Origin of the sequence: Photobacterium profundum, from assembly GCF_003026285.1 — a bacterium.
Classification (GTDB): Bacteria; Pseudomonadota; Gammaproteobacteria; order Enterobacterales; family Vibrionaceae; genus Photobacterium; species Photobacterium profundum.
In genome coordinates this window covers 1-24,367 of sequence record NZ_PYOD01000020.1, presented here as the reverse complement: position 1 = coordinate 24,367, position 24,367 = coordinate 1, and the positions used below count along the sequence as shown (strand labels likewise).

At 42.1% G+C, this 24,367-nt stretch carries 19 protein-coding genes, 3 tRNA genes and 1 riboswitch; of the genes, 10 read left to right on the top strand and 12 right to left on the bottom strand.

What is annotated here, in order from left to right:
- Positions 1–42: 42 nt before the first annotated feature.
- Both C9J48_RS24495 and ycaO read right to left on the bottom strand, forming a co-directional pair.
- Positions 43–1,557 (bottom strand): DUF3360 family protein, encoded by a 1,515-nt coding sequence (locus tag C9J48_RS24495; RefSeq protein ID WP_006232835.1) that lies wholly within the window; start codon positions 1,555–1,557, stop codon positions 43–45.
- A gap of 474 nt (positions 1,558–2,031) precedes the next feature.
- Complete coding sequence (gene ycaO, locus C9J48_RS24490; protein WP_006232836.1) at positions 2,032–3,768, bottom strand: 30S ribosomal protein S12 methylthiotransferase accessory factor YcaO; 1,737 nt, start codon at positions 3,766–3,768, stop codon at positions 2,032–2,034.
- A 469-nt stretch (positions 3,769–4,237) separates the two neighbouring features.
- Between ycaO and C9J48_RS24485 the strand changes: the two genes are divergently transcribed.
- The 3 genes from C9J48_RS24485 (at position 4,238) to C9J48_RS24475 (ending at position 7,534) form a co-directional block, all read left to right on the top strand.
- On the top strand, positions 4,238–5,605 hold the full coding sequence (locus tag C9J48_RS24485; protein ID WP_006232837.1) for a M20 family metallopeptidase: 1,368 nt from the start codon (positions 4,238–4,240) through the stop codon (positions 5,603–5,605).
- Entirely contained in the window at positions 5,602–7,083 is a 1,482-nt protein-coding gene (locus C9J48_RS24480; RefSeq protein ID WP_006232838.1) for a YfcC family protein, read from the top strand. Before C9J48_RS24485 ends, C9J48_RS24480 begins: the two co-directional genes overlap by 4 nt.
- A gap of 157 nt (positions 7,084–7,240) precedes the next feature.
- Positions 7,241–7,534 (top strand): ArsR/SmtB family transcription factor, encoded by a 294-nt coding sequence (locus C9J48_RS24475; RefSeq protein ID WP_006232839.1) that lies wholly within the window; start codon positions 7,241–7,243, stop codon positions 7,532–7,534.
- Positions 7,535–7,549: 15 nt separating this feature from the next.
- Here C9J48_RS24475 and C9J48_RS24470 read toward each other — a convergent pair whose 3' ends face one another.
- Positions 7,550–9,277 (bottom strand): ABC transporter substrate-binding protein, encoded by a 1,728-nt coding sequence (locus tag C9J48_RS24470; RefSeq protein ID WP_107281279.1) that lies wholly within the window; start codon positions 9,275–9,277, stop codon positions 7,550–7,552.
- A gap of 267 nt (positions 9,278–9,544) precedes the next feature.
- Between C9J48_RS24470 and C9J48_RS24465 the strand changes: the two genes are divergently transcribed.
- The 4 genes from C9J48_RS24465 (at position 9,545) to C9J48_RS24450 (ending at position 12,748) form a co-directional block, all read left to right on the top strand.
- On the top strand, positions 9,545–10,315 hold the full coding sequence (locus C9J48_RS24465; RefSeq protein ID WP_036804106.1) for an ABC transporter ATP-binding protein: 771 nt from the start codon (positions 9,545–9,547) through the stop codon (positions 10,313–10,315).
- Between the two features lie 123 nt (positions 10,316–10,438).
- Complete coding sequence (gene aotJ / locus C9J48_RS24460; RefSeq protein ID WP_006232842.1) at positions 10,439–11,215, top strand: L-arginine-binding protein AotJ; 777 nt, start codon at positions 10,439–10,441, stop codon at positions 11,213–11,215.
- Between the two features lie 111 nt (positions 11,216–11,326).
- Positions 11,327–12,067, top strand: a complete 741-nt coding sequence (locus C9J48_RS24455; RefSeq protein ID WP_006232843.1) for an ABC transporter permease — start codon at positions 11,327–11,329, stop codon at positions 12,065–12,067.
- Positions 12,068–12,070: 3 nt separating this feature from the next.
- Entirely contained in the window at positions 12,071–12,748 is a 678-nt protein-coding gene (locus tag C9J48_RS24450; RefSeq protein ID WP_006232844.1) for an ABC transporter permease, read from the top strand.
- Positions 12,749–12,848: 100 nt separating this feature from the next.
- Here the strand turns inward: C9J48_RS24450 and grxB are convergent, their stop codons facing one another.
- The 3 genes from grxB to C9J48_RS24435 form a co-directional block, all read right to left on the bottom strand.
- On the bottom strand, positions 12,849–13,499 hold the full coding sequence (gene grxB / locus C9J48_RS24445) for a glutaredoxin 2 (protein ID WP_006232845.1): 651 nt from the start codon (positions 13,497–13,499) through the stop codon (positions 12,849–12,851).
- Positions 13,500–13,573: 74 nt separating this feature from the next.
- Positions 13,574–14,380, bottom strand: a complete 807-nt coding sequence (gene xthA, locus C9J48_RS24440; protein ID WP_006232847.1) for an exodeoxyribonuclease III — start codon at positions 14,378–14,380, stop codon at positions 13,574–13,576.
- A 191-nt stretch (positions 14,381–14,571) separates the two neighbouring features.
- A complete protein-coding gene (locus tag C9J48_RS24435) occupies positions 14,572–16,155 on the bottom strand; it encodes a Na+/H+ antiporter NhaC family protein (RefSeq protein ID WP_036804011.1) in 1,584 nt (527 codons plus the stop codon).
- An 82-nt stretch (positions 16,156–16,237) separates the two neighbouring features.
- Positions 16,238–16,411: riboswitch (Lysine riboswitch) on the bottom strand.
- Between the two features lie 188 nt (positions 16,412–16,599).
- Between C9J48_RS24435 and C9J48_RS24430 the strand changes: the two genes are divergently transcribed.
- Positions 16,600–18,513 (top strand): BCCT family transporter, encoded by a 1,914-nt coding sequence (locus C9J48_RS24430; protein ID WP_006232849.1) that lies wholly within the window; start codon positions 16,600–16,602, stop codon positions 18,511–18,513.
- A gap of 113 nt (positions 18,514–18,626) precedes the next feature.
- Here the strand turns inward: C9J48_RS24430 and C9J48_RS24425 are convergent, their stop codons facing one another.
- A complete protein-coding gene (locus C9J48_RS24425; RefSeq protein WP_006232850.1) occupies positions 18,627–19,589 on the bottom strand; it encodes an endonuclease/exonuclease/phosphatase family protein in 963 nt (320 codons plus the stop codon).
- 386 nt (positions 19,590–19,975) lie between these two features.
- On the opposite strand from C9J48_RS24425, the gene C9J48_RS28035 reads away from it, so the two are divergent.
- Positions 19,976–20,134, top strand: coding sequence for a hypothetical protein (locus tag C9J48_RS28035; protein ID WP_006232851.1), 159 nt, complete (start codon positions 19,976–19,978; stop codon positions 20,132–20,134).
- Positions 20,135–20,239: 105 nt separating this feature from the next.
- Here C9J48_RS28035 and tpx read toward each other — a convergent pair whose 3' ends face one another.
- Positions 20,240–20,743, bottom strand: coding sequence for a thiol peroxidase (gene tpx / locus C9J48_RS24420; protein WP_006232852.1), 504 nt, complete (start codon positions 20,741–20,743; stop codon positions 20,240–20,242).
- Between the two features lie 280 nt (positions 20,744–21,023).
- On the opposite strand from tpx, the gene C9J48_RS24415 reads away from it, so the two are divergent.
- Positions 21,024–21,986, top strand: a complete 963-nt coding sequence (locus C9J48_RS24415) for a glutathione S-transferase family protein (RefSeq protein ID WP_006232853.1) — start codon at positions 21,024–21,026, stop codon at positions 21,984–21,986.
- Between the two features lie 46 nt (positions 21,987–22,032).
- Here C9J48_RS24415 and C9J48_RS24410 read toward each other — a convergent pair whose 3' ends face one another.
- The 4 genes from C9J48_RS24410 to C9J48_RS24395 all read right to left on the bottom strand — a co-directional run bounded on the left by C9J48_RS24410 (position 22,033) and on the right by C9J48_RS24395 (position 24,357).
- Positions 22,033–23,757, bottom strand: a complete 1,725-nt coding sequence (locus C9J48_RS24410) for a response regulator (RefSeq protein ID WP_006232854.1) — start codon at positions 23,755–23,757, stop codon at positions 22,033–22,035.
- 145 nt (positions 23,758–23,902) lie between these two features.
- A tRNA-Tyr gene (locus C9J48_RS24405) sits at positions 23,903–23,987 on the bottom strand.
- A 100-nt stretch (positions 23,988–24,087) separates the two neighbouring features.
- Positions 24,088–24,172, bottom strand: a tRNA-Tyr gene (locus tag C9J48_RS24400).
- Positions 24,173–24,272: 100 nt separating this feature from the next.
- A tRNA-Tyr gene (locus C9J48_RS24395) sits at positions 24,273–24,357 on the bottom strand.
- Positions 24,358–24,367: the final 10 nt, after the last annotated feature.

Genomic DNA, 24,367 nt, shown 5'->3' with positions numbered 1-24,367 from the left:
CTTAAGTAAAGCAGGGCAGTGCAAGCGCACTGCCCACGAGTATTATAATAGTGATTGAATGCCGTATTGACCTTCTAGCATACCGACAGAAAGCATCGCAACTAGACAGATAATCAATACCGATGCTGGAATGATAATACGGTCGAAGATAGACAGTGTTTTAGCACGTTCTTTATCACCGATTAAACCGTTGTTATCAAGCAGCATTGTGAGTGCCCAAGCCAATACAGGGTTAGTCACTGCTGCAGCAAAGATACAAATACCAGCAGACTGAGAGTCTTTAGTATCACGAACCATTTGCATACCAGCTTCTAGAAGGGGAAGAAATACACCTACAAGAAGCGCAATGCGCATTACTGGTGGCCATACTGCAACATCCATTGGGAAACCAAGGATTGCAACGATAATACACAGACTACCCAGTAAGATACCGCCCGCTGGAATTGGACGCTTAGCAATTGCCGCTGGGATCATGTATGTACCCCAAGATGATGTAATGTTACCACCACCAACCGCTGTACCTACAATTTGGCGTAGTGAACACGTTGTCATTGTATCATCAACGTCCATCAATACATTTTTTGCGCCACGCGGGTAGTTTAGTTCTTGGAAAATACGGTGACCAAGGAAATCAGGTGACCACATTGCTACTGCTAGAATAGCGAACGGTAATGATGCAAGGAAGTGCTGAAAGTTTGGTAAACCAAGCATCCAACCTTGATCTGTGCTGCCCCACCAATATACAGGGTTTAGATTTGGTAGACCCATTTCAGTTTCAAATGTTAGGTCAAAACCAGCACCCAGCGCTAGCGCAATGGCTAGACCTGTTGCTGCACAAGCTGGAATTGCAAGCCAACGCTTACCGATACGAGCAAGGAATGCATAAAGCACGATATTAACAGCAAGTACGACTAAACCAATATACCCCATGCTGCCTTTCGCGGCATCGGCAGTTTCAAGGCTTGTTGCCCAAGATTGGATATCACCAATCTGACTCATTGCACCCGTAAAGCCGAGAAAAACGAGTAAGCCTCCAGCAACCCCTTCACCGGTCAAATTCACCAGTTTAGAGCCGCCTTTAAAATAACTTAATAATAGACCGAATACACCTAAAAGAATTGCAAGAGCAAGAGGGTGTGCACCAGCCAGGGCAATCGTACCAATTAATGGAATCATTGGTCCGTGGTTACCTGCTAAGTTAGCTCTTGGGTTAAAGAACCCGGAGGCTAAAATACAGAATAGTAATGCTGGGATAAGCATTTCTACACGAGCGACTTCAATGGCAAATTCTTTACCAAGCTCGACATGATCCCAAGCTTGCGTTAGGCCATCAGCCCAAGACATCATTACTGCAGAATACATTGCGATAATGCCGATAGTACCTGCAAGCGCGGGAACTAAATCTTCCCACTCAAAACGAAAATCACGACCAGGAAGGTTTAACTTCCAGCGGCGTGGTTTCATTATTTTCAATTCGTTATCTAGATACTCAGAGCGGCTAGAGAAGTCAGATGCAGGACGATGTTGCTCCTGATAACTTCTTTCTTCTGATGACATATTTGCCTCGTTTCTACGTTAAAATAATAAATTTTTTTAATGGTGATCTGCTTGCTGTTCTCTACTAATAACTTACCCTCAAGTTACCCTCTAGTAGGAACTGCTATATCAGTGTAATTATATTTCACCAAATTTTAGTAAAGTATACGGCTTGAAGCCGATGATTGAATTGATCTTGATCACTACCGCTCAAAAAATGTAGTAAAATAACTAAAAAAAATTGAGAGAAAAAGTGATTTGTTAAAATATATAGTAATAAATTAACGGACTATGTGAACTTGTAATAATCCAAAAAATGAAAGAATACTCGTTAAGTTGTTATTTTAAAACGAATACGAGTCTGTGGTGTGGATTTTACGGTCTACAGAAAGTCTACACCAAAAGAGGCAGGCTGGAAGCTGTTAATTACTCGCGATGTGAAGAAAGGTAAAGCCAGCAACAAAGCTGGCTTTAGAGAGAGCAATATATCGATTTCTATTGACCAATATACAGTTTTTGGTATGACTCTAATAATTGCTGATGTGCAGGGTATTGGTTCATTGTAAGGTCGCCACCAGTGACACCATAAAAGCGAACTGTTCCTTCGATAGAGCCCCATGCTGCGGTAACGGTTTCTACACCATATTGCTGTTCGAAACCTGCTTTAGCCTGGGCTGGATCGCTTTCTTCATCAAGTGCAAGGTTAAGACTAGCCACTAGGCAATGGAAAAATTGGAGACGTTCAGGGTTGTAAGTGGTTGCATTTACTTCAATACACCAAGTCGCTAGTTCGAGGGCTAACTCGAGATCGCCACCTGCGAGTGCGAGTAGACATTTTACTTCGCCAATGCGCAATGTTTGCCATACATCGCCGGCTTGTGGGGCTAGACCGATGATTTCAGCAAGCAGTACTGAATCATCGTATCCTTCTTCTTCCAAAATACCGTACATTTCTGCGTACTGTTCACCTTCCCAATCTACATTTGGTAGAGCAAGGAATGTCTCACGTAGCTCCAACGCCACGTTATTGTTGCTTTCGATGAGTGTTTCAATCGGGTAAATTTCAGACCAACTTGGTACTATAATACGACAACAATTCACACCAAGGTGTGAGTAATCGGCAATGTAAACATCAGCTCTTGCTTTAGTCATAATTGCCATTAGATGGCTGAATGATTCTTCAGTACTGCCAGTGAAATTCCAATCAACAAAATCATAGCTTGCATCTGCTTTAAACAACTCACCTGAAACCATCACACATGAGAAGTTCGGTGTATGTGCCGTTTGTTCATTGTGCTGACTGTTATTATCGACTGTTGGCTGTGGGTAAATGCCTAATTCGATCAGCGTATCGTTCTGCAGTAACTCTGTTACCGCTCGCTCAAGTGCCACATCAAAGCGTGGATGTGCCTCAAATGCAGCTAAGCATACATCATTCCCCGGAATTGGTAACATCGCACACAGCACTGGGAATTCACCGCCCAGTGATGCGTCGTAACATGTCACAGTTAACCCTTTTGCGGCTAATGCAGCAATAGATTCAGTGATTGCTGGGTAGCGAGCTATTACCTCTGTTGGAATTACCGGTAAGCTGATGTCTTTGAGAATAACGCGGTTTTTAATTGCACGAGCAATCACTTCAGATAAACACTGGGTGCGTGCCTCAGCTTGCGTATTGCCTGCCGCAATACCATTCGACAAGTAAAGGTTACTGATAATGTTAGCTGGAATATAGACGGTTTCATTGTCAAATTGACGTTCAAACGGTAAACAACATACGCCACGATCCATATTACTTGATTGCAGATCAACTAAATCGGTACCCAGAAGCTCAAGAGTCGGGTCGTAGTATTGTGTTAAACGCTCATCCAACATACCTTCTGGCGGCAAGTTATCTTCACCAATATCAAACCATTTTTCGTTGTTATAGTGAACAACATCGCTATTAGCCAGTGCTTGACCCAAGTAATAGTCATTATAAAAAGCATGGGTTGATAGACATTCAAAGAATTTACCTAATGCAGATGCAAGGGCCGCTTGTTGTGTAGTCCCTTTTCCTTGAGTGGTATTCATCGGTGCATCGACATCACGAATTTGTACTAACCAGACATTCGGTACAGGATTAAACGAAGCAACCTCTTCTATATTAAAGTCCAATTTATTTAATTGAGTTTGGAAATGCTCGATAGATTGTTCAAGCGTGGCATCTTTACCTGTAACAGATGTTTTCATGATAGTTCTCGTTAGTGTGGCGATTGTCTTTGATCAATGGCGCGCAGTATATATGCAAATGGCAGCTAGATGCTCGTTTCAGCGAGAATTTGTACCTCAAGACAAAACGCTAATTCATAACCTGAAGTGTTCTACATTAAAATGAGTCGCACAGTATTGTGCCTAATAAAATGAGAGTTATTGACTGGTTTAACGTTTGCACTTCAATGCCATATGTACTTGAAAGAGTAGATTATTCCAGCACGTCAAATCCCCAACATTAAAGAATGTTCGCTTTATGATCACTATCCCATTTCGATCCTTAATCAAGTGAAATTTGTCACAGATTGTTACTGCTTGTTGTAGCAGAATCATCCGGTATAAGGAAATCTCGTTGAATATTTATACCAATAATTAAATATCCTTCATTATTTTAGTCTGCATTTCTCTTTTTATGTCGACTAAAATGTAAGGGGAGCAGAGGGATACGATGAAAGCGAAAATAGCGTTAAATATAGATGGTATGCGTGATGATTATATCGAAGCAGTTAAGCGGCTAGTTACCATTCCGAGTGTTTATGATGAGGCAACATCATCTGAACAAGATCGAGTACCGTTTGGTCAACCTATTGATGATTGTCTAACGCAAACATTGGCACTATGCCAAGAGATGGGTTTCTCGGTGTATAAAGATCCTGAGGGTTATTACGGGTATGCCGATATTGGGCAAGGCGAACAAATGATCGGGGTGCTGGGTCACCTTGATGTTGTGCCTACGGGGGAGTTGTCAGCATGGGATTCACTGCCATTTGAGCCAGAAATTCGAGACGGACGTTTGTACGGTCGTGGCACGCAGGATGATAAAGGACCGACGTTAGCGGCTTTATTTGCTGTTAAAGCCTTATTGCAAAGTGGTGTGGTGTTAACGAAGCGAATTCGCTTTATTTTTGGTACTGATGAAGAAACATTGTGGCGTTGTATTGAACGTTACTTAGAAAAAGAAGAAATCCCTCAGTGTGGCTTCACACCTGATGCCAGTTTCCCTCTAATCCATGCTGAAAAAATGCTGATTCAATCGTGGTTGCACGGTGATGGTGACTCCTCGTTATTTCTTGAGTGTGGCGGCGCATTGAATGCCGTTCCTGAATTAGCACGATACCAAGGTCTATTAAGCGATAGCTTAGTGAGTGCACTTGATGAACTTGGGTTTGATTTTAGCTGTGAAGACGATGAAGTTACCGTATTTGGTAAAGCTGCGCATTCAGCCTCTGCCGATACCAAAGGCGTCAATGCTATCGCTCGCTTATGTATCGCATTGAAGAAGATTGGTGTGACTCATCCTCTTGTGGTCTTTATTGCTGAACAAGTTGGGCAAGATGCGAATGCTACAAATATCTTTGGTGATATTGAAGATGTGAGTGGTCGTCTAACGTTCAATGTTGCGCAGTTAGATATATCGAAAGAGCACAGTAAGTCGGGCATTGATATTCGGGTTCCCGTTACCTTTAGTAAAGAAGATTTTGATAACGATATTTTGGCTGTGGTTGAGCAGTATGGCTTACATTATGAAGAGTTTGACGTATTGCCTTCTTTATATATGCCAAAAGATAGCCCGATCATTCAGACATTGATGCGCGCTTATCAAGAAATAAGTGGTGATGTTGACAGTAAGCCGATGACGTCTGGTGGGGCAACGTATGCTCGAGCCATGCCAAATTGTGTGGCGTTTGGCGCTATTTTCCCAGGGCGCGATAAAGTTGAACATATGCCAAATGAATACTTAATCATTGATGACATGCTTAAGGCGATGAATGTCTACGCCAATGCAATTCATCAGCTGCAAGGAGTGGAGCTATGACAGCGGCAACAGAAACAAACAAGGTGAAGAAGTCTTTTAAGATGCCTACGGTGTACACCATCTTATTCATTATTATCGGCTTGGTTGCGTTACTGACATGGGTAATGCCAGCGGGTAAATATGATTATATGGTGAACGGGACTGATCAAATCATTCCTGCTGCCGAAGTGCTGGACTATAGCGGAGGTGAGCGTTTATTACCGATCCCTGGTACGTATAATGAAATTGAGTCAACGCCGCAGGGTTTCATTGATGTATTGATGGCTCCAATCAAAGGCTTCCATAAAGCCGTTGATGTTGCGTTATTTGTATTGGTGATTGGTGGTTTCTTAGCTGTAACCATGCGAACGGGTGCAATGGATTCAGGTGTTGCCGCTATTGTTCGTCGGTTTAAAGGCCGAGAGCAAATGATGATCCCGGTGTTAATCACACTTTTTGCTGTTGGTGGTTCGACTTATGGTATGGCGGAAGAAACCGTCGCCTTTTGGGCGGTGATATTACCCGTTATGGCGGTAGCGGGTTATGACCGTATGGTCGCTGCTGGTATTATTTTGCTCGGCTCTGGTATCGGGGTGTTGTCATCAACTGTTAACCCATTTGCGACAGGTATTGCCTCGGGCTTTGCTGGTTTACCGATTGGTGATGGTATTGGTTTGCGCTTGGTGCAGCTTGTCATTTTGATTGTACTGGCTTCATGGTATGTCATGCGCTATGCCGCTAAAGTCAAAGCTGATAAATCTGCATCTGTATTGGCTGATATCGAATTTAATGATGAATTCTCGAAGATTAAAGAGGACTTAGGCGAGTTTACCACCAAGCAAAAACTCACCATGGGTGTATTCTTTGGTGCGTTCATGGTTATGATTTACGGGGTTATTCCTTGGGAAGACATGGGTATCACGGTTATCCCAACCTTGTGGTGGTGGTTTGATGAGCTTTCTACACTATTTTTAGCATCAGCAATTTTGATTGCGGTTATTAACCGTATGTCAGAAGGTGATTTCATTAAAACCTTCTTAGAAGGTGCAAAAGATTTGATCGGCGTTGCGCTGGTGGTTGCTGTTGCGCGTGGTATTTACGTTGTGATGGATAATGGTGCCATTATTGATACCATTTTGAACTGGGCTGAAGGCGCGGTTACTGGTCTATCATCTGGTGTGTTTGTTGTGGTGACGTACTTGGTACATATTGTATTAAGCTTCTTCATTCCATCAACCTCTGGGCTGGCAACTGTTTCAATGCCATTAATGGCACCTTTAGCTGACTTCTCGGGTATTGGGCGAGATTTGATCATTACGGCTTATCAATCAGCAAGTGGTTGGATCAATATGTTTGCACCGACTGCGGGGCACTTAGTGGCTGGTCTGGCATTAGCGAAAATACCTTATGAGCGTTTCTTAAAGTGGGTAATGCCGTTTGTTGTCATGGTATTTGTCGTGACTATCGTGATCCTATTTGCAGGGGCTGCGTTGTCATAATCATTCGGTAAGCATTTTTTGTACAAATCTGGTGAGAGGTGAATATAGGAGGGCTAACCTTCGGTATTCACCTCTTTTCTATTATAATGATCGAATCAAAACGCGTTAGAACTCAGATCTAGCGATACAGACAACAGAGTAGCTAACAGGATAGATAATGGAATTAGAGTTTGTCGCAAAAGCACTAAAAGAGTTAGGTCATCCTACACGGCTGTTTATTTTTAAACACTTGGTTAAATCGGGTCATGATGGGTTACCTGTTGGGCGATTACAGGAAGAGTTATCTATTCCTGGGTCAACCTTATCGCACCACATCTCCAGTTTAATGTCTGCAGGTTTAGTAAAACAACACCGAGACGGACGTACATTATACTGTCTTCCACAATATGATGTTTTAGAGGGCGTAATCGGTTTTCTACAAGATGAATGTTGCAGTACGCCCACAGAATAAAAGAACTGCCGATAATTAAAGTGCAGCTTTGATATCAACCGTTTTCATCGCGACTGGTTTTAGCGCCAATACATGTAATAAACGTTCTGGTGCTTGCGGCCATACAAGTGGGCTTGCTTTGGGGTTTTCTTCATTAAACCACCCTGTAAATCGTTGTGTGTTGTACTGGAAAAACTGCACCGTGTTATACAGAGGTACTGTGATTTGTTTACTGGCAACGATATTACTGAGATCGTAAATAATAGCCTGACGTTTCTCTGGCGTTGAAGCTATCGGGAATTGTGCCAGCAACTCATCTATTTTTGTGTTTTTGTAGAAATGTTTGGCATAGCGAGGGTGTTGTGGTGCTTGATAAGCGCTATTAAATGCTGAGTCAAAATACTTATAGGGTGTAGGGCCTTGTGGGTAATTCGTTAAAGCCGCCGTAAAATCACCCGCGCTTAGCCTTTCATTAAATTCTCTAAAATCTACCTGTAGTGTGCTGACTTTAATGCCGACTTCTTGCAGCATGTCAGCAAGGAGTAAAGCGGTGGTATCAAAATCAGACCACCCATTAGGTGTCAAGATGGTTAATTCGAGTGCTTTGCCCGACGGTAAATCTCGCCAGCCATCATTATTACCGTCTCTAACATGCAGTTCATCTAATAACTCTTTGGCCAGCAAAGGGGTATAGCGCATGTATTGTTGATACTTTTCATTGCTCAATGGATCTTCCCATTGCTCAAAACCTTGGCTCATGCCTGATGCTAAGTGTGACACTTCCCCCTGACCGAATGCCGCTATATCAATCAAAAATTGACGACGAATGCTCATCGAAATCGCACGACGAAATTCGACGTGGCTAATTAATGTCTGTAATTCCGGATCGGCTGCTTTGAAATTGAAAAATAAACTGATGGTGCTCGCAGGGGGCAACCAATATTTAAAATGAGGGGAAAAAGAGGCGTAGTTGCGTTCTATATCGGGAATGAACGATCCAGTCCAGTCAAACTCTCCGGTCATGATACGAGATATGAAATCGTCATTATTGATGACTTTGGGATATCGAAGGCAATCAATGTGTCTTTGCTCTGCTTGCCAGTAATAGGGGTTTTTACACTGCAAATAGCCACTTTGATTTAAGGATTCAATTGATGTAAACGGCCCCGTTCCAATGGGAGTAGAGTTTGCGTATCGAAGTGGATCAGTAATGAATGCCCATTGATGTTGGGGAACAATCGGAAGTAGCACTAATGTAAACGCGATAAGAGCATTTGGCTTGTTTAGTTTGATATAGATCTCGTTTGCACTTTGTTTTTTTACCAACTTTACCCATTTATTTATGCCATGTGAGTCAAGTGCTGGGTATTTTTTAACAAGTAAAAATGAAAATAGAACATCATCGACAGTGAAGGGTTTTCCATCTGACCACTGAACACCATCTCTAAGGGTAAAACTAATGCCACTCAGATCATCATCAAGCTTGTAGCCTGTTGCCAGCCGATATTCTGGTTGATTATTCTGCCGAGTATTAAAAATAATCAAGGGTTCAAACATGAACTCATGTGTCGTTGGCATGCTAGACGTTGAATAAGGGTTAAAATTTGCAATTATCTGATCTTTATACTCGGGAACAAGGGTAAGAACAGTGTCCTTTCTACCACCTTCTTCTTGTGCTAGAACAATGCTGGAAAACATAGATAAGAGAAGGGATAGCAGCGGGAAAACAACACGAAAGTTCAGTTGAAATGATAATTGAAACATATACCAACCTAATACAGCCAACAACAAGACAAAAACATGCCATTTCATTTTGTTAATTTACAGTATGCACAAAGTGTTGGCAAATCGCACCATACGGGTATTTATGCGTAAATATTCGCTTTGATTGACTATTAATACCAAACCCTTAAAGTTAACAAAATGTTGCCAATTGTATTTCGTGGTGATACCTTCATGAATGTGTTTGCAAACAGACAAACATTTTGCGAGCAATTTCTCGATTTTATGGAGCTACAGGAGTTAGCGCACATGACAGATGTAGTGGCGCTTGAAGTAAAGGACCTACATAAGTCTTTCGGTCAGAACGAGGTGCTAAAAGGGATCTCTTTGACGGCTCACCGAGGCGATGTTATCTCTATTATTGGATCATCAGGTTCAGGTAAGAGTACCTTTCTTCGATGTGTTAATTTGTTAGAAATTCCGACTCAGGGTGAAATTTGGGTTAATGGCGAACTCATTCAAATGAAGAATAATCGTCGTGGTGAATTTTTACCGGTTGATGAAAAGCAAGTACAACGTATTCGTTCCCGTTTAGCTATGGTCTTTCAAGGATTCAATTTATGGTCGCATATGACGGTTCTAGGAAACGTTATTGAAGCACCTATTCATGTTTTAGGTGTGCCTAAAGCAGAAGCTATTGAAAAGGCTGAAGCCCTTTTAAAGAAAGTCGGTCTTTATGAGCGACGTCATTATTATCCTGGTCATTTGTCTGGTGGACAGCAACAACGTGCAGCGATAGCTCGCGCATTGGCAGTTGACCCTGAAGTGATGCTTTTTGATGAGCCCACCTCTGCGCTTGATCCTGAATTAGTCGGGGAAGTGTTAGGAGTAATGCAAGATTTGGCACAAGAAGGCCGTACCATGTTAGTGGTCACCCATGAAATGGCGTTTGCCCGTGATGTATCAAATCAAGTGATGTTTTTACATCAGGGTATTGTTGAAGAACAAGGCCATCCTGAAAAATTATTCACAAATCCAGAATCAGAACGATTACAAAAGTTTATCTCTTCCATTTATTAGAGATGAGTATTTGTTCATAAATGTTAGATAGCTAATTGAATACATTTGTAAAATAAATGACAAGGTGGCTGCTGAACGATGTTGGGGCATGCAGCAGACGGTAAATATCATAGGAGAAGTAAGATGAAAAAATGGATTTTGGCAGCAGCAATGGTTTCGGCATTGGGTGCAACATCTTTACAAGCAAAAGAGTACAAAGAAGTGCGCTTCGGTATTGAAGGTGCTTACCCTCCATTTAGCTGGACTGAGCCAAGTGGCGAGCTGAAAGGCTTTGATGTTGATATGGCCAATGCACTTTGTAAAGAACTTCAAACGAAGTGTAAGATCGTTGCTCAAGATTGGGATGGCATAATTCCTTCTCTACTTGCTCGTAAATATGATGCAATCATTGCTGCAATGTCGATCACTGAAGAACGTAAGAAAAAGATTGATTTTACGGGTAAATATGCGCTTATCCCGAACAAGTTTGTTGCTAAAAAAGGCACTGAAATCGACTTTACTAAAGAAGGTTTAAAAGGTGTGAAAATTGGCGTTCAACGTGCGACTACACACGATAAATACCTAACTGATAACTATGGCGACTCAGTGACTATTGTTCGTTACGGTTCTTTTGATGATGCTTACCTTGATCTTAAAGCGGGTCGTATTGCTAGCGTATTGGGTGATGCTTCTGCACTAGAAGAAGGTCTGATTAATAAAGAAGGTGGTGAAGGGTATGAGTTTATTGGTCCTTCGTTAACTGATCCTAAATGGTTTGGTGAAGGCTTTGGTATTGCATTACGTAAGCAAGACAAAGAGCTGACCAAGAAGCTAGATGCAGCGATTATCTCACTACGTGAAAAAGGTATTTACCAAGAAATTGCGGCTAAGTACTTTGCTTACGATGTTTACGGTCAATAATTAGATATTTTGTATTTAAACTTAATATTACCAATTTAAGCTTTGATGACCGAAGCTGTATTTTCAAGGGCCTAATGGCTATAGCTTTTAGGCCTTTTTTGGAGATCTGTCGTGTTAGATTTAAAAGGATATGAATGGGCATTGGCAGAAGGTGCTTGGGTAACAGTCCAGGTTGCGTTGTTGTCACTCTTATTCGCAGTAATCTTAGGTATGCTTGGTGCATTGGCGAAACTATCGCCATACCGTTGGGCAAGAGCCATTGCTACCATCTATACCACAGTCATTCGTGGTATTCCTGACCTTGTATTGATGATGCTGATTTTTTTCGGTGGGCAAATGCTGCTTAACGATAGTTTGTATCGCATCAATGAATGGTTTAATGAATATTTTACATCCAGTGATCCAACTCACGAGTGGACGGCCTACTTACCTGACTATATTGAAATAAGCCCTTTTGTGGCTGGCGTCTTAACCATTGGTTTTATCTTTGGTGCTTATATGGCAGAAACGTTCCGTGGTGCAATTTTATCGGTGGATAAAGGAGAGCTTGAAGCTGGCAAAGCATATGGCATGAGCAGCTTTAAATCTTTTCATCGAATTTTATTACCGCAAATGATCCGACATGCGTTACCGGGTTTTGGTAATAACTGGTTAGTACTACTTAAAACAACAGCGCTGGTATCGATTATTGGTTTAGACGACATGGTCCGTAAAGGGTCGTTGGCGGCAGGTGCAACGCAAATGCCATTTACCTTTTATATGACCATCGCAGTTATTTTCTTATTGTTCACCACACTGTCTACATCAGCACTTAAGTGGGCTGAGCGTCGATTTAGCATTCATACGAGGTAATATATGGACTTTAGTATTCTTTTTGAAAGCTGGGATCTTTACCTTGATGGGTTTATCACCACGGTGTGGATGGTCGCAGTTGCACTGGTTATTGGGTTAATTATTGCTATACCAGTCGGCATTGCCCGTAATAGTAAAAATCCGATGATCTATTTTCCAGCTTGGGCTTATATCTATTTTTTCCGTGGTACGCCTTTATTAATCCAGCTGTATTTGGTGTATTACGGGTTAAGTCAGCTTATTGAGGTACAAGGTACCTTGTGGCAAGAAGCATGGTTTTGTGCACTTTTTGTCTTTATTTTAAATACAGCTGCTTATACTTCAGAGATTATCCGAGGGGCAATTAATAGCTTACCGAAAGGTGAGATTGAAGCTGCAAAAGCGTATGGAATGAGTACACCACAAGCATTTCGCCGTATTATTTTACCCAGTGCGATGCGTCGAGCATTACCCGCATACAGTAATGAAGTGATTTTTATGGTTCATGGTTCTGCAGTGGCAGGTATCGTAACTATTGTTGATTTGACGGGGGCGGCTCGTATAGTTAACTCGCGTTATTATGCGCCATTCGAATCTTACCTTTTTGCAGGTATGTGCTATATGGTACTTACATTTACTATTATCTGGGGCTTTAAAAAATTAGAGCAACATTGGCTGCAACACTTAAGGCCGATTGTGTAAGCACGCTGTCTTATTAGATTAATACAGGTTATTAGATGAGCCCAGACGTTCCCGTTACTAACGGACACATCTGGGCTTTTTTGTGTGTACTTATGTTCAACTACAGCGCGACGTTATCGTATAAATTGATGTTAGTTAATACTGCCACTTCATCAATGTATCGGCGTACTTGTGCTGGGAATACGAGCCCTTTAACGACGGTTAAGTTGCGTAAAGAAGGGAACAGATTCACATCGTCATACGTTAGATTGTTATCACGTTCAGATGGCAAAATTAACCAATCGAGATCTGTTAAGACTGCATTTAATGCTGTGATATATTGTGCGGAATGTGAAAAAGCATCATCAAATGATCCATCGATCATCGCTGACTTTTTGTTATGGAACCAATCTTTAGCTTCTTGGCACTGAAATTCGGGTAAATCAATTTTTAGCCAGCGAGGGTAAAGCAATAAACTGCTGTATGGGCGTGTTTTCTCTGACCATTGTGCGATCTTACTTGCATCAACGCTTTGTCCTAACGTTGGCTTGCCATCGAGTTGATCGATGTAAGCTGCAATATCGAGACTCTCTGCCATATAGCTGCCATCAGGCTTTTGTAAAATAGGAACTAAGTTAGCACCGACTTTCTCAATACGCGCTTCAATATCGTGATTTTGTAACGTGACGAATTCAATATCTGCCTTTTTATAACCGACAACCATCATCGCTTTTATACAAAATGGACAATGATCAAAAGTAAATAATTTCATGTGTTTTCCTGCGAGTGCTGAAGGTAAACGTGCAAGCTTGTTTTCATGAGCTTGCACAATGGGGATAAACGAGTTTATTTAAATGTTGACCATATAGGCGCGTGATCAGACGGTTTCTCAATGCCGCGTAATTCATAATCAATGCCAGCATCGATACAACGAGCAGCAAGCGATGGTGTCGCAAGTACAACATCAATACGTAAACCACGGTTATCTACAAAACCTTTTGAACGATAGTCGAACCACGAGAATTGGTCATCTACATCAGGGTGTAACTGACGGAATGTATCGGTGAATCCCCAGTCCATTAAGGTTTTTAGCCATTCTCGTTCAATCAGCTGAAATGAACATTTTCCGGTTTTTAACCAGCGCTTGGCATTGGCTGGGCCGATACCGATATCTAGGTCAATCGGGCTAATATTAATATCACCCATCACAATTACTTCTTCTTCGTTAGTATGATGAGTGTTTAAGTAATTCATTAAATCAGCATAGAACTTTTCTTTTGCTGGGAATTTTGTTTCGTGGCTCAGGTTTTCACCTTGTGGGAAATAGCCATTTAACACTGTCACTTTTTTGCCATCTTCTTGTTCAAAGGTCGCCATGATCATGCGACGTTGTGCGTCTTCATCATCAGTTGGAAATCCCTTTTGAACGTTAATTGGCTCTTGTTTACACAACATAGCCACACCGTAATGGGCTTTTTGACCATGGTGATAAACTTTGTAGCCCATGGCTTCAACGTCTGCGAGAGGGAAAACCTCATCATGTACTTTGATTTCTTGTAGACCAATCACATCGGGTTGGTGTTTTTCAATCAAAGCTTGAAGTTGGTGAAGACGAGCGCGAAGACCATTAATATTAAATGAGATGACTTTCATGTTCTAAATTCCAATTATTATGAGCTTGTTAACTGGTGATTCTCGATATTAGCATACCCCCTTGGCTACTGTTATACCCAAGCTGCTTCAAGATAACCGACTGAATGTCAAATTCTCTACTTTCACATCAAGTACCCAGAGGAGGATGTTTGATGTGAAAGGGAATAGGGTAATTGGAGGGCGAGTGTCTACTATCGGGCTTCGGCCATACTCATAACAGGTTGATTTTTACGCAAAGCAAATAAGCAAAACACTACAAACCACAGACCGCTGACAATAAGGCCAGCCCATGTAGAATGGGTATAACCGATCGCGATGTAGCCAAGCAGGGCGCCAAAAGCAACAGAAATCGCATAAGGAAGTTGAGTGAGTACGTGATCCATATGATGGCAACCAGCACCAGTGGCTGACAAAATGCTGGTACTGGAAATGGGTGAACTGTGGTCACCAAAAACAGCACCTGCAAGAACGGCAGACAGCATTGGTAGCAACATGCTGATATCACTCGCGGCTGCAATATCGCCCGCTAGCGGTAGCATAATCCCGAAAGTTCCCCAGCTGGTTCCCGTTGCAAATGCCATCGCACAAGACAGCACGAAGATCACTGCAGGCAACATTTCAACTGGAATATTACCACTGGCCATAGAAGCTAAATACATGCCTGTTTCCATGTCCCGTACGACAGAACCGATTGTCCAAGCAAAGAACAGAATAATGATAGCGGGTAGCATAGCGCTGATACCTTGTGGCGCTGCTTTTAGCCAGATTTTTGCACTTAGCTTCAAACGAAGTGCCAGTACCACAGAAACCACCAGACTACAGATCGCCCCGTATACCAGTGAAGAACCGACATTGGTGTGTTCGAAAGCTCCTATTACGCTAAAATCGAGGCCTTTTGCCGTTAGCACTGTCGCACCAGATTGGATCATGAAGTAGACCGCCGCTGCTGTCAGCGTCAGGATCGGAAGTACCATGTCAATCATGCCGCCATTGCTGCCTTCAGGCGTTTCAATATCAAGGCCGGGTGGACGACCGCGAGATTCATCCCATAATTGTCCTTCCAGTGCCCGTTCTTCATGTTTACGCATTGGACCGATATCAAGCTGAAAAGCAATAACACAGAGCACCATGACAAGAGTAAATACCGCGTACAGGTTCATCGGGATCATCTCGACAAAAGCTGCAATGGGGCTTTGGTCTGTGACGTTATGCGCGACCATAATGCCGCCAATTAGCGCGATGATATAAGCCCCCCAAGACGAGATAGGCATTATCACACAAACGGGTGCGGCGGTTGAATCGAGCAAATAAGCCAGCTTGGCACGCGAAATTTGGAAGCGGTCGGTGACCGGGCGACAGATGGCACCTACTGACAGGCTATGGAAGAAGTCATCAATAAAAAAGATAAATACCATTAGACCTGTTAACGATTTTGCACTGCGGCGATCCTTACAACGTACAGCAGCCCAATCGGCAAAGGCTTGAGTCGCACCAGAGACACTCATCAGGCTGATCAATGCACCAAGCAATAACATGAAGATGATCATATTGGCGTTATCGCTGTTTAGGTTACCGTTAACCCACACAATGCTAAGTACTTTATCGAATAGGTAGTTTAGCGCCTCTGTGGGTGAAAAATGCGTCAGCATAAGGGCGCCGGAAACAATGCCTGTTCCGAGTGATAACAGTACTCGTCGAGTAGTAACAGCGAGAATTACCGCCAACAATGGGGGAAGAACCGACCAAGCGGAATCTGAATAATGGATGAGGTTCATGATCTCTGTACACCTATAACAAAAGGTGGAGATCTACCAAAAAGAGGTGTAACGAAGACGTCTGAAAAAGTGACTTGTTACCCCTTCAGGTAGCGCTCCATAGGAAAAAAAACTATGGCAGTCCTGCGACTATTCGACGCAGACCCAGCAACTGAGTGTGATAACAACAGTTACTTCGGCACTGACTCCTTTCTCCGGCATCGTCGGTATCATCCTCCGCACGGTTACTTATAGGCAGCGCACCTCTACTGATTAAGGGTTTGCGCGGACTATATTATCAATAAGCCATCACGGAGCAAGTGTTAAATAGTGATATTTATTGATATTACGCAACAACCTACTGATTTCATCGTCACGATGAAAAGATGGATTTGATGACAACCCTATTTATACGTGACTATCAGCCAGTTTATGCATGGAATTTTTCATGATTAAGGAGCAAGCATGATAGATAAAAAACATTTTGAATTGATCGATAAACCCACCTTTTTTGGTGCGTTAGGCTTATTGATCTCGGTTGTAGTGCCATTGTTACTGTTTCCAGTGCAAGGGGCTGAATGGCTTGCGATTGCTAAAACTTTTATGACCGATAAACTCGGTTTTCTCTACCTTGCATTAGGCATCGCAGCTTTCTTTTTCATGATATATATCGTGTTCAGTGATATTGGCCAAATCAAACTGGGCGATGCTGACGAAAAACCTGAATTTGCCACGGCATCTTGGGCTGCAATGTTATTCTGCGGGGGGATCGGTGCCAGTATATTGTATTGGGGAACCATTGAGTGGGCTTACTACTATCAGAGTCCGCCATTTCAGTTAGAATCAGGCAGTGAAGAAGCCGTTCGATGGGCTGCCACTTATGGTATTTTCCACTGGGGTCCAATCGCATGGTCAATTTATATGATTCCAGCGATCCCTATTGCATACTTTTTCTACGTAAGAAAGCAGCCAGTATTGAAAGTATCGGCGGCGCTAATGCCAATTATCGGTGAATCACGCAGTCACGGTAAACTTGGCAAGTTCATTGATATACTTTTCATTTTCGGCCTACTTGGCGGAGCTGCGACAACACTTGGTCTTGCTGCACCTTTGATTAACGAAGGAATAAGCTACCTCTTTGGCATTCCATCAACCACAACTACACAGATTGGTGTATTGCTGCTTTGTACGGCACTGTTTGCTTACTCTTCTTACAAAGGTATGGATGAAGGCATCAAAGTTCTCAGTAACATTAACTTCTGGGGTGCACTTGGGTTGCTGGCTTTCGTCTTGTGTGCTGGTCCTACGCTCTTTATGTTAGAAACGGGCTTAGATTCTATCGGACGCATGCTGTCTAATTTTTTCGTAATGGCGACATGGGCAGAACCGTTTGGTGGCTACGGCACGTTTGAAGATACGCACTTCCCTCAAGATTGGACCATTTTTTACTGGGCGTGGTGGCTGGTATTCGCACCAAGTATGGGCTTGTTCGTTGCGCGTATTTCTCGCGGTCGTACGATTAAGCAAATGGTGTCAGGCGCAATTTTCTTTGGTTCATCGGGCTGTGCGCTCTACTTCATGATCCTGGGCAACTATGGTTTGTCTTTACAACTCTCAGGTCAGCTGGATGTTGTTAGTATCTTGAACGTGGATGGACCTACACGCGCTATCTTCTCGATTCTTGAGCAGTTGCCGATGAGCACCATGGTTATCGCAGTGTTCACTCTCTTGTGTATTATCTTTACGGCGACAACGTTTGATTCTATCTCGTTTATTTTGGCTTCTGTTGTACAAAATAACGTGACTGAAGATCCGATGCGCTGGAACCGTTTGTTCTGGGCATTCACACTGTCATTCATGCCTTCAGTACTGATGTTCATGGGCGATCTGGCAACGTTGCAAACCGCTGCAATTGTTGGTGGTCTACCATTGCTCGTTATTGCTGTTATGTTGATGATTTCAGGAGTGAAAGCTGCAACGCTCGATTTGGCTCATCAGGAAGGATATAGCGATCCAGTAATCAATATTGAAGATCTTCCAGATGTAGATCCATGGTCAAAAGAAGGCATGGCGATGGCGCAATTTGAACGCTTGAAAGATGAAGCTATTTCAGCTGCAGAAGAAGAGCGTGAAAAACTTAACGCAATATGGATATTGAAGAAAGAAATCCGTGCCACGGCTCTGTCAAAGGGCGAATCTGGTATGGAATTAGGCGATGCACCTCAAGAACAACTGGATGAAATTAAGCGTCTTACCAATGAAGCGATGGCAGCTAAAGAGCACAAGCTGCAAGCCTCTGAACAAGCGCAAGAAGCGCGTAAGGTATTTGATGAACTAATGCGCGATCGTCAAGAAATGGAAGTGGAAGCACAAGCATAATCTTGGCAGTACGTAGAATAATTGTAAGCCGTCCATATATGGGCGGCTTTTTTTATGCGTATATTTACTGATACAAAGGCAATATCGTTGTTGTGAAAAATGAGAGGTGAATATTATAGGCTCAATGATAGTGTAATCGGACAATGATCACTTAGGTTGAATGCTTTGACCACCTCTACGTCAGAGGTGAGTTCGCGAAAGCTGTTGTTGACCATTTTCTGTTTGGCTCGTTCATCAAGCACGATGTGATCAATAAAATTAGGGTAGTGACGGATCTTTCTGTGTTTTTTATGTTTGCTATGAATTCTTATACGACATTGACTCTTTTGACCTTCGGTTGCGGCATAGAGTGATAATCCAGTAGGGCGTCCGTCATCCAGCTGTTGCCACATTTGGTCATTATGCAGTGTGAGCCGTCGATTGAAATCCCCCAAGATCATAAAAGGTAGAGGCTCAGCCGCTCGGCGGTCTACCCATTGCTCCAGTACTTCAAATTGTCGGTTGAGCTGACGACAAGCCCTATTTTTGGTGCTTTGTTGTTGGCTATAGCAACCACTTTTCAAATGGACAGTCAGTAACCTCAGCGCCGCTTTTCCGTCGTTCAGTAATGTAATATCAACCCCATAGCGCAAGCTCTTATTTCCCCTCAGATCCAACTGATGTAAATCTGCATTACGCACGTATGAGATCCCTTTTCGAATAGCAAATCCGACAAATTGAGGCCATGGTTTCGTGTGACGCTTGTTATTGTGTTGGCTTTCTTGTTGTCGACGGGAGAATTCAAAGACATATTCGTCATTCGTTAATACTTTTTCGATGGCTTGACGATCCGCGACTTCTTGGAAGGCCAAAATATCAGTATCTAACTGGGTCGCTATGTGTGCCAGTTGCTGATAATCAGCACGGGTGCGCTGGGGTGGAGGGGGGATGATAATAATGGGATCAGATGCGAGCCACTGCAGATTCCAACTGGCAACGGTCAGTGTAGTGGTTAAGGGAGGAACGTTTGGTTTGGCAAAGCTGCCGTTCACCAAAGCCCAAGTACAGATCAAAAAAAACGGGAGTCGCCATCGCATGATGTTTGTCCAAATAAAAGAAACAATGTGACGGCTTCATGAGCGGATAGGATAAACAAATAATACATATTGCGAGTAGGCGAGTGTTTTACTGAAAGAAGGCTGGTGTGCTGGCTTATGATTGCGAGCTATTTCTATTTCAGCTCTTTTTTATGATGAAAGATTATGATTTTAGCAAGAGTATGTAATTAAAAATAAAAAGAGATAAAAGTTAGTGCCTTATCTTGGTAATGCGAAAGCGGATTAATTAACATTTAATTGTTATCGTTCATCTTACCCTTGTTGGTAATTGTCTTTATGGTATTTAGTGACAAAAGAAATGAGTAATGCTGGTGGCGATAGACTGATGCAGTATGAGTTTATATGATTATAACAATGAGAATAATATGTTTGGATGGTTAAAAAGTATTTTTTCATCAGATATCACCCCTGATATTGATGAGCAAAAGAAAAAGCTAGATGAAGAAAATAAAGCGCTGATTGCTGAACGAAATAAAAAGTATGCAAAAGGTGCTGATGCGGATGACTGCGGAGATGGTGAATAGTTATTGTGACTAAATAGCCTTTATAAAAAGGCTATTTATTATTGTTAGCAAGAGCTTATTTATCATTGATTGACGATAAGTCTGTATTCATTCTCTAACTTGGTTTTATGCGTTAAGTGCGGCTAGCGCAGCATCGTAGTTAGGTTCTTCAGTGATTTCAGAGACTAATTCACTGTAAGTAACAAGACCTTCTTCGTTTACACAAACAACGGCACGTGTAGCTAAACCACGTAGTGCTCCTTCGTTTAAGTTAACACCATAAGCTTCAGTGAACTCTGGTGAACGGAAGAAAGATGCCGTTTTAACACCTTCAATACCTTCTACTTCGCAGAAGCGACCAGTTGCAAAAGGTAAATCTGCAGAAATACATAATACAACGGTATTTTCTGTTGATGCTGCTTTTTCATTGAATGCACGAACGCTTGTTGCACATACTGGTGTATCAATGCTTGGGAAGATATTTAAAACAACGTTCTTACCTGCAAAATCTTTCAGTTGCACATCAGAAAGATCTGCACCGCATAATGTAAATGCAGGAGCGGTAGTGCCTTTTTGAGCAAAAGTACCAGAAACGCTAACAGGGTTACCTTGGAATGTAACTTGAGACATGACTTTACCTTTCTTTTTTATATGAGTATTGAACACCGTTTGAATGTAATAAGCATACAGTAGAATGGTGAAAACTTAACCTTACATTCAGCAGGATCTACCAGTGCTTATTTGATTGGTTTTCTCTTTATTATATGTCTCTGTAGTTGTTCAAATAAACTGATGATCACTACCAATTTCTCCCCACCGACTTTATATTCGTTTCTGCCTATAATCGATTAAAGGTAAGGCGCTGTATTACGGCACCCAATGTTTGATTGTGATGAGTGAGGAAACCAACATGGGCAAATTAGTTAAAGGTATATGGCACGATGTGTGGTACGACACAGATACAAGCGATGGTAAATTTGTTCGTGAAGATGCGGGGTTTCGTCACTGGTTAACGCCAAATGGTGAGACTGGCCCTGATGGTCAACAAGGTTTTAAGGCTGAATCAGGACGCTACCATTTGTATGTATCTTTGGCTTGCCCTTGGGCACATCGCACGCTTATCTTCCGTCAGCTAAAAGAATTAACCTCTCATATTGATGTGACGGTTGTTAGCGCAGACATGTTAGAAAAAGGTTGGGTATTTGATGAACCTGAACCGCTCTATGGTTTCAATTTCATGCACCAGGTATATACCCAAGCAAAAGCGGATTACTCGGGGCGTGTGACTGTGCCTGTACTATGGGATAAGCAGACACAAACAATTGTGAGCAATGAATCATCCGAAATTATCCGCATGTTTAATACTGCATTTAATGATTTAACGGGTAACCATGATGATTATTACCCGCAAGATCTGCATCCTGTTATTGAACAATGGAATGATTATATTTACCCTGCCATTAATAATGGGGTATACCGTTGTGGGTTTGCTACCACGCAAGAAGCGTATGATGCTGCTTTTTCTGAGCTTTTTTCAGCACTCGAGACAGTAGATGTACATTTAGCGACAAATCGTTATTTAGCCGGAGAGCTATTAACCGAAGCCGATTGGCGCTTATTTACGACCTTAATCCGTTTTGACGCTGTTTATGTTGGTCATTTTAAATGTAACCTAAAGCGTATTGCGGATTACCCTCATATCCAAGGTTATATGAAGGAGTTATACCAATTCCCTAAGATTGCTGAAACCGTCGATTTTTATCATATTAAACGACATTATTATTTTAGTCATACCATGATTAACCCAACGGGTATTGTCCCTATGGGGCCTGCACTCGATCTTATTACGCCTCATGGTAGGGATAATGTTTAATATGAATATAGTGAGCTTATTCTTTGCATAAGTGTAAGCTTACAGATCAAGAGATAAAAGTGGTGATGGTATTTTTACTGTGGTAACGACGCAGGTAAGGATCAATGGTGATGTTATGTTGCGTTTTTGTCATCTTTATCAATAAGCATTGAAATATTTTGTTTCGCCATTCTTCAAGTGCACTAGGTAGTGGCATCATATTAATCGCCTTTATACTTTCTTTGATCTTGTCTTGATCATAAAGGTCTAATTGATAAAGGCTTTGTAGGCGCCCAAGGTGAGCTTCACTGCAGAGTGGGTAGCGACTGATGATGTCATTGTAATGCTGCAAAGTCACAAGATCCGCAATGTGCTCTTGTTCTAATCGCATTTTGGCTTCTTTTAAGTCAATCATTAAGGCGTGGATACTATTAATCGACGTGGTATTTTGCTTGAGCTCTGCGAGTCGGTTTTGGCTATGTCCATCAATACGATCACGTTGTTTAAACACTTGGTAAATATCAAAAATCAGCTGTGCCTCACCCAGATGAAATAATGCTGGTAATATTTCGATTAAAATTACGGAAGGCAGTTTTGTGATAGCGTCAAAATGTGCTGATAAGCCAACCATAAGTCGACGCTTAGCTTTTAAAGGTTGATCGTCAGCTAACGAAAAACGTGCCAGTGTTATCTGACCATAGAGCGTTAGAAAAGGTTGTTGTATGGGTAATAATCGCTTGATAGCCAGCTGATGAATACCTTTGAGCTGTTGAATGAGTTGCCGTTGTAGATGTTGTGAGGTTTGAGCAAAGTACAGTTGTTCAAAAATGGCGGTAAACTCAGCAAAACGTGTTACCCAAGAAACATCAATAATGGGTAAATGAGATGCTAGTATTTTTCCCGCTTTTATCAAGTTATCTGAGTCATTTAGGTTCGCTGCGAGTTGAGCAACTTGCAAGACGCGGTGAGTCACGCTAGGTGTATAGTTTAAGGCTTGCTTAGCGCTGTTAAGTGCATCGTGATATTGCTCGTTTTCTTCTTGGTATAATGAAAGAAAATCATAGGCATCGACATAGAGTGGAGATCGCGTGACCAATTGTTGTAGCTTATGAATTGCAGTATTGATATCCCCTTCATGATGACTAACTCGCGCATCAATGAGGCTGATCTTGTGGGTTGGATTTTGTGTTATCAACAAGGTTGTCAGTCGCTTAACTTGTTCCCAATCCTTCTGTTCTATTAGAAGATCGAGTAATAACCCTTCAATTTTATGATGATGACCATATTCACTCAGCTGTTGCTTGGCAATACTAATGGCGAGTGTAATATCATTGTTTTCAAGTGCTGTGTAAATAGGCTTACGTTGAGCGCAATCATTACAGATTTCTTCAAGTTTTCGTTTTAGACCGACGATCGAAATAGGTTTAGAAAGAAAGCTGTCTGGTTCGATACTGAGTGTGGTTAAAATGACTTCTCTAGAATGATCGCCAGAGAGAATGAGAATACCGCAGTGTGAAGATAAGAGTTTCTTTTGGCGCAGTAACGTCGTAAGTTCATTACCATTGAGGGCTCTGTTTAAGTGATAATCTGTCAGTAGAAGTTGGTAGTGATTGTTTTGGCAGTAACGAATGGCTTCCTCATAACTGAATGCCATATCGATATTGCTGGTATGTATGCCAATATTTTTCAATAAGCTTTTTAATAGAACCGCAGCAGTACGCTGATCGTCAACAATCAGTATTTTTAGTTTTGACCAATCAATCGTTGGTAAGCGCTTCATTCGTTCGGGCATACACGTCCTTTGTGTAATATGCACTTAATTGTATTTATATATCTTTCATCTTAGCCGTTTTTTTGAGCAGCATATCTAAAAAAGACTAAAAAAGTGATAAATTTGCACAAAAAAAGCCAGCTGCTTATGCAACTGGCTTGAATGATGGTGGAGGGAGAAGGATTCGAACCTTCGAAGGCGGAGCCGTCAGATTTACAATCTGATCCCTTTGGCCACTCGGGAATCCCTCCACGGGATTTGCTTATTGTTAATCAATAAGCTGTCTTGCAGTGAAAGCCGCTTCGTTGTTCAACCTCGAGACATAAGATTGCGAAACCATTTTCAAAATGATGGTGGAGGGAGAAGGATTCGAACCTTCGAAGGCAGAGCCGTCAGATTTACAATCTGATCCCTTTGGCCACTCGGGAATCCCTCCACGGGATTTGCTTATTATTAATCAATAAGCTGTCTTGCAATGAAAGCCGTTTCGTTGTTCAACCTCGTGACATAAGATTGCGAAACCATTTTCAAAATGATGGTGGAGGGAGAAGGATTCGAACCTTCGAAGGCAGAGCCGTCAGATTTACAATCTGATCCCTTTGGCCACTCGGGAATCCCTCCACGGGATTTG